The organism is Pantoea allii, assembly GCF_002307475.1.
Classification (GTDB): domain Bacteria; phylum Pseudomonadota; class Gammaproteobacteria; order Enterobacterales; family Enterobacteriaceae; genus Pantoea; species Pantoea allii.
Genome location: NZ_NTMH01000039.1, coordinates 1 through 6,954 on the forward strand (window position 1 = coordinate 1; position 6,954 = coordinate 6,954).

5 protein-coding genes are annotated in these 6,954 nt (G+C 52.3%); 3 read left to right on the forward strand and 2 right to left on the reverse strand.

Annotation, left to right across the window (positions count from 1 at the left end; genetic code table 11):
* Nucleotides 1-38 precede the first annotated feature (38 nt).
* Both CMR03_RS16990 and bamD read right to left on the reverse strand, forming a co-directional pair.
* Nucleotides 39-1,261, reverse strand: a protein-coding gene (locus CMR03_RS16990; protein WP_425270632.1) for an IS3 family transposase whose coding sequence is annotated in 2 segments (ribosomal slippage) — nt 39-914 and nt 917-1,261 — 1,221 coding nt in all. Because the reading frame shifts where the segments join, the coding sequence is not laid out codon by codon here.
* A gap of 118 nt (nt 1,262-1,379) precedes the next feature.
* On the reverse strand, nt 1,380-2,111 hold the full coding sequence (bamD, locus tag CMR03_RS16995; RefSeq protein WP_063880703.1) for an outer membrane protein assembly factor BamD: 732 nt from the start codon (nt 2,109-2,111) through the stop codon (nt 1,380-1,382).
* A 129-nt stretch (nt 2,112-2,240) separates the two neighbouring features.
* Between bamD and rluD the strand changes: the two genes are divergently transcribed.
* The 3 genes from rluD (at nt 2,241) to clpB (ending at nt 6,645) form a co-directional block, all read left to right on the forward strand.
* Nucleotides 2,241-3,221, forward strand: coding sequence for a 23S rRNA pseudouridine(1911/1915/1917) synthase RluD (gene rluD, locus CMR03_RS17000; protein ID WP_063880702.1), 981 nt, complete (start codon nt 2,241-2,243; stop codon nt 3,219-3,221).
* Complete coding sequence (gene yfiH / locus CMR03_RS17005; protein ID WP_096012116.1) at nt 3,218-3,946, forward strand: purine nucleoside phosphorylase YfiH; 729 nt, start codon at nt 3,218-3,220, stop codon at nt 3,944-3,946. The genes rluD and yfiH overlap by 4 nt, the downstream gene beginning before the upstream one ends.
* A 125-nt stretch (nt 3,947-4,071) precedes the next feature.
* A complete protein-coding gene (gene clpB, locus CMR03_RS17010) occupies nt 4,072-6,645 on the forward strand; it encodes an ATP-dependent chaperone ClpB (protein ID WP_096012117.1) in 2,574 nt (857 codons plus the stop codon).
* Nucleotides 6,646-6,954 lie beyond the last annotated feature (309 nt).

A 6,954-nucleotide genomic window follows, 5' to 3' on the forward strand; every position in this document is an offset into this window, starting at 1 on the left:
TGACTAGTCCTGGCATAGGTTGACACTTTTTTTATCTTTTAAAACGCCTGATGTACCTCATCAGGCGTTTTGTATTTTAATGACAGATGAGGACGCTGGCTGTTATAGATCCTGACTGACTCACTGACCATCCTGCCTGCCTGCACCACGTCTGCCGGACGCGTAATCAGTAATTCATTTTTCAGTATGCCGTTAACCCTTTCTGCCAGCGCATTCTGATAGCAGTCGTAGCCGTCCGTCATTGAACAGACAAGACCGTGTTTTTTATGCACTGACTGATACATTGCCGAACAGTACTGAAGTCCGCGATCTGAGTGGTGGATCAGGCGGCCCTTTCCCTGCCGCTCCCTCAGTGCCATTTGCAGCGCCTTAATAACGTGTTCCGTATGCAGACTTTCATGAACATGATACCCCACGATTTTTCGTGAGAAAGCGTCCGTTACCAGACTGATGTAGGCCATACCTGTTCTTACCGGAAGCCAGGTGATGTCGGCAACCCATACCTGCTCCGGACCGGAGATTACCGTCTGCTCCGGCCCCGCTTTCAGCAGATTCGGATGTCTGTAAAAATGATGACGGCTGTTCGTTGTTTTATGATAAGCCCTTGCCGGATGAACCAGTAACCGGGCTTCCCGCAGCACAGCGAACAGACTGTCCCGCCCGATATGCAATGCGGCATCTTCCCGCTCGTTAAGAATATGCTGCAGTTTCCGGGTACCCAGGCGGGGCTGCTGTAACCTGATAAGTCTGACTTCTTCAGTAATGCGGTGTGCCTTTTCAGCCCTGCGCATTTCACGCCGGCATCCCTGATACCAGGCCTGACGGCTTATCTTTAAATACCGGCAGACCCTGACGACAGTCAGTTTCAGGGATTGTGTCTGTGCTTTCGCGATAAGGACGCTAACTGCTTCTTTGTGAGTGTGGCACCGAATTCGGTGTTCATCACCTTCACGACAGCTTCAAAAAACTGCGCTTTAACTTCGGATTCAGCCAGTTGCTGCTCAAGCTCTTTGATTCGCTGTTCAGGTGTGAGGGGGAGAGATTTTGTCATGTTTCCTCCACGGGTGGTGCGCTGCCGGGATGACTGCCAGTCCAGATGACCGTATTTACGTAACCACATGAGCACGGTGGAACATCCCTGGATGCCGTAGCGTTCCTGAGCCTGGCGGTAAGTCATCTCGCCTTTTTCAACCTGCTCCACGACTGCCAGCTTAAAAGACAGAGAGTAATCCCGCTGAGTGCGTTTAACATACTGTTTCATCACATTCTCCTCAAAACCAGTGGAAAATGTGTCAACGCTATTCAGGACGGGACACTGCAAGCATAAAAAAGCAGCCCTAAAGGCTGCTTTTTTTTTTGTGGCTAAAAGCGCAAACGTATCAGCCGTTATTGGCGGCGATAATTTTTGCGACTCTTTCCGCCTCGGCATTCAGTTGCAGCTGGCGATAGGCGTTTTCCATCAGTGGCAGCGCGTCATGCGTAGCCTGCGTATCCGGATAATCGCGCATCATGCCCTCAACACGGTTAACAACCGCGACATAAGCCTCACGCTTGGTATAGAATTGCGCCACCGAAAGCTCATATTTAGCCAGACGATCTTTCAGGTAGACCTGACGCTTGTATGCATCAGCCGCATACTGGCTGTTTGGATAACTGCGCAGCAGCTGTGCAAAGTCGCGAAATGCATCACGAGCATGGGTAGGATCGCGATCGGAACGGTCGATACCGAAAAAGCCCTGTAATGCCGAATCGTCCAGCGCCATATCCGTCAGCCCTTTCATATAGATGACGTAATCGATATTAGGATGCGTTGGATTCAAACGCATGAAGCGGCTGATGGCAGCTTGTGCCATGGGCAGATCGGCATTTTTATAGTACGCGTAGATCAAATCCAACTGAACCTGCTGCGAATAGGGACCGAAGGGATAACGATTATCCAGCGCTTCCAGTTGCTTAATCGCCGCTTTAAAGTTACCGTCCTGCAGCTTTTGTTGCGCTGTAGCATAGATTTCAGAAGGCGGGTTGTCCGGTACCGCGTCATTTGAGCCGGAACAACCAACAAGTGCCAGGCTCAGTGTGGCTGCAGCCACCAGATATTTCATACGCGTCATGACGAAGTGATTATCCTCAAAATGTTATGGCGGAAGCTGTCCGTATAGCTCCCGGTAATGACCAGGTACGATAGCACATTATATTAAACGGCATCGCCGTAAAACCCAACGTTAACGAAGAAGCTGTATATGGCACAACAAGTTCAACTCACCGCAACGGTATCCGAGTCACAACTCGGACAACGTTTAGATCAAACTTTGGCGGAATTGTTCCCTGATTATTCACGTTCTCGCATAAAAGAATGGATTCTCGACCAGCGCGTCAGTGTTAACGGCACTGTTATTGATAAGCCAAAAGAAAAAGTGCTTGGCGGCGAGCGCGTATCTATCGATGCAGAGATCGAAGAAGAGCAGCGCTGGGAACCGCAAAACATCCCGCTGGATATCGTTTACGAAGATGAAGATATCATCGTCATCAATAAACCACGTGACTTTGTGGTGCACCCGGGCGCGGGAAATCCCGATGGCACCGTACTCAATGCACTGCTGCATCACTATCCGGCCATTATGGATGTACCGCGCGCAGGTATTGTCCATCGTCTGGACAAAGACACGACCGGGCTAATGGTAGTGGCGAAAACCGTACCGGCGCAAACGCACCTTGTAGATTCACTGCAGCGTCGCGAAATTACACGCGAATATGAAGCCGTGGCAATTGGTACGATGACAGCTGGCGGGACGGTAGATGAACCGATTAGCCGTCACTCGACAAAACGTACTCATATGTCTGTGCACCCAATGGGGAAACCGGCTGTAACCCATTATCGCATCATGGAGCATTTCCGTGCCCATACGCGGTTACGTTTACGACTGGAGACCGGCCGTACGCACCAGATTCGTGTGCATATGTCGCATATTAATCATCCTCTGGTGGGCGATCCGCTTTATGGTGGTCGTCCGCGTCCGCCAAAAGGGGCATCTGAAGACTTCATTACCACGCTGCGCGGATTTGATCGTCAGGCGCTGCACGCTACGATGCTTCGTCTTTACCATCCTATCTCGGGTATTGAAATGGAGTTTCATGCTGCGATACCTCAGGACATGATCGATCTGATTGATGCGCTGAAAGCGGATACAGAGATGTTCAAGGATCAACTGGACTGGCTATGAGCCTGATTATTCCACAATGGCCTGCGCCTGATCGGGTGCGCGCCGCCTCAACCTTACGTCAGGGCGGGGTCAGTGAGGGCAACTGGCGTTCGCTGAATTTGGGCAGCCATGTGGGTGACAAGCCGCAGCATGTGGCGGCTAACCGAGAGCGGCTGGTCTCGCTTGCGGCGTTGCCGGCGATGCCACAGTGGCTTGAGCAGGTCCATTCAACCGACGTTGAACGCCTCAGCGCAGGCGGAAACCTGCCGCTGCAGGCAGATGCCTGTATCACCCGTGATACAGGGGTGGTGTGTGCGGTAATGACGGCTGACTGTCTGCCCGTGTTGTTCTGTTCGGATGACGGCAACGAAGTAGCTGCGGCTCATGCCGGATGGCGTGGGCTGTGTGGCGGCGTACTGGAAAATACGCTGGCCCAGTTTCAGGCTGCTCCCGCTTATATCCACGCCTGGCTCGGTCCGGCAATTGGCCCTGATGCATTTGAAGTCGGTGCGGAAGTCCGTCGTGCGTTTGTGGAGAAAGACCCACAGGCCGCCGCCGCTTTTCGTCCAGCGGGCGAGAAATTCTACGCCGACATCTGGCTGCTGGCCCGTCAGCGGCTGCACGCCGCAGGAGTGAAATCCGTTAGCGCGGACTCACGCTGCACCTTTCACGAGCAGGAGGATTTCTTCTCCTATCGTCGCGATGGTGTCACCGGCCGTATGGCAACTTTAATTTGGCTGTTATAGTCTTAGCCCATAAGACGATCCAGACAGCGCATTTTTTACTCCTATCTCAGGTCATTAACCTTGAAAATTTGAGGAATGACCTCATCTTAATCTCCAGTAGCATTTGACCTGTAATGGGAGGAATTATGCGTCTGGATCGTCTTACTAATAAATTTCAACTCGCTCTCTCCGACGCGCAGTCTTTGGCTCTGGGACACGACAACCAGTTCATTGAACCTTTACACCTGATGAGTGCGTTGCTCAAACAGGAGGGCGGTTCTGTTGCGCCGCTGTTGTCCTCAGCCGGTGCTGACGTCGCAGCGTTACGTACGCAGATTGATCAGGCTATTGACCGTCTGCCTCAGGTTGAAGGCAGCGACGGCGATGTGCAACCTTCTGCCGATCTCATCCGAGTGCTTAACCTGTGCGACAAGCTGGCACAGAAGCGCAACGACAACTTTATCTCATCTGAATTATTTGTTTTGGCAGCCCTGGATTCACGTGGCTCGCTGGCGGATATTTTGAAATCCGCAGGTGCCACCAACGAAAAGCTCACCAAAGCGATTGAACAACTTCGTGGAGGCGACAACGTGAACGATCAAGGTGCTGAAGATCAGCGTCAGGCTTTAAAAAAATACACGATTGATCTCACCGAACGCGCCGAAAAAGGCAAGTTAGATCCGGTGATTGGGCGTGACGAAGAGATTCGCCGCACCATCCAGGTGTTGCAGCGTCGTACTAAAAACAACCCGGTGTTAATCGGTGAGCCAGGTGTGGGTAAAACCGCCATCGTTGAAGGGCTGGCACAGCGCATTATCAATGGTGAAGTACCTGAAGGGCTGAAAGGCCGCCGCGTACTCGCACTGGATATGGGAGCGCTGGTGGCGGGGGCGAAATACCGTGGTGAATTCGAAGAGCGCCTGAAAGGGGTACTTAGCGACCTGTCAAAACAGGAAGGCAATGTCATTCTGTTTATCGACGAACTGCATACGATGGTTGGTGCGGGTAAAGCAGACGGTGCGATGGATGCCGGTAATATGCTCAAGCCTGCGCTGGCTCGTGGTGAGCTGCACTGCGTTGGTGCCACCACGCTGGACGAGTATCGCCAGTACATAGAAAAAGATGCCGCTCTGGAGCGTCGTTTCCAGAAAGTGTTTGTGGCAGAGCCAAGCGTTGAAGATACCATCGCGATTTTGCGTGGTTTGAAAGAGCGCTATGAGCTGCACCACCACGTGCAGATCACTGACCCGGCTATCGTCGCAGCCGCCACGCTTTCACACCGCTACATCGCCGACCGCCAGTTGCCGGACAAGGCAATTGACCTGATTGACGAGGCAGCATCCAGTATCCGTATGCAGATTGACTCCAAACCTGAAGCGCTGGATCGTCTGGAACGCCGCATTATCCAGTTGAAGCTGGAACAGCAGGCGTTGAAGAAAGAGTCTGACGATGCCAGCGTCAAGCGTCTGGATATGCTGGAAGCCGAGCTAAACCAGAAAGAGCGTGAATATGCCGAGCTGGAAGAAGAGTGGAAAGCGGAAAAAGCCTCGTTAACGGGTACGCAGAATATTAAAGCGGAACTGGAGCAGGCACGGCTTACGCTTGAGCAGGCTCGTCGTTCCGGCGATCTGGCGCAGATGTCAGAACTGCAGTATGGCAAGATCCCGGCGCTGGAAAAACAGTTGGCTTCCGCTACACAGGCTGAAGGCAAGACCATGAAGCTGCTGCGCAACCGCGTAACAGATGTAGAGATTGCCGATGTCCTGGCGCGCTGGACCGGTATTCCTGTCGCTCGCATGATGGAAGGGGAGCGTGACAAACTTCTGCGTATGGAGCAGTCGCTTCACTCACGCGTGATTGGACAAGATGAAGCGGTTGAAGCGGTTTCTAATGCCATTCGCCGTAGCCGCGCAGGTCTGGCCGATCCAAATCGTCCTGTCGGGTCGTTCCTGTTTCTGGGGCCAACCGGGGTAGGTAAAACGGAATTGTGTAAATCACTGGCTAACTTCCTGTTTGACAGTGACGATGCGATGGTTCGTATCGACATGTCCGAATTTATGGAGAAACACTCCGTATCGCGGCTGGTGGGTGCACCTCCGGGTTATGTCGGCTATGAAGAGGGTGGTTATCTGACTGAAGCGGTTCGCCGTCGTCCCTATTCGGTGATCCTGCTGGATGAGATTGAGAAGGCGCATCCCGATGTGTTCAATATCCTGCTGCAGGTGCTGGATGATGGCCGGTTGACGGACGGACAAGGACGCACTGTTGATTTCCGCAATACGGTTGTGATCATGACGTCTAACCTGGGTTCAGATTTGATTCAGGAACGTTTCGGTAATCTGAATTATGCCGAGATGAAAGGGCTGGTCATGGGCGTTGTGGGTCAGCATTTCCGTCCGGAGTTTGTGAACCGTATTGATGAAGTGGTGGTGTTCCATCCGTTGGGTGAGCAGCATATTGCTTCTATTGCTCAGATTCAGCTACAGCGGTTGTATAAACGTCTGGAAGACCGAGGCTATCAGCTGCATATCTCTGAAGCCGCAATCAAACTGCTGGGTGAAAACGGTTATGACCCGGTTTACGGTGCGCGTCCATTGAAACGCGCTATCCAGCAGCAGATAGAAAACCCACTGGCACAGCAGATTCTTTCTGGTGCGCTGGTTCCGGGCAAAGTGATTGAGATGGATGTAAAAGACGACGTCATTACGGCGCATCAGTAAGATCATCTCTGTAAAAACGGGCGTAATGCCCGTTTTTTGTACCTGCTAGTTGCGGTTTGGGTGGTTTTTAAAGCGCATTGCCTGGAAAGTGAGCACTCGAAAGATTTATTTGAATTAGCGCTTGTCAGCCTAAAATATTTGCCTATAATGCGCCTCCACTGACACGGCACAACGGCTTACGGAATGCGGTGTCGGGAGGTTCAGGAAACTGAGCCGCCGGAGAAAAACTTCTGAAAAAGAAGTTGACTCTGAAGGAGGAAAGCGTAATATACGCCACCTCGCGACAGACGGTTAACCCGCTGTTCGCAC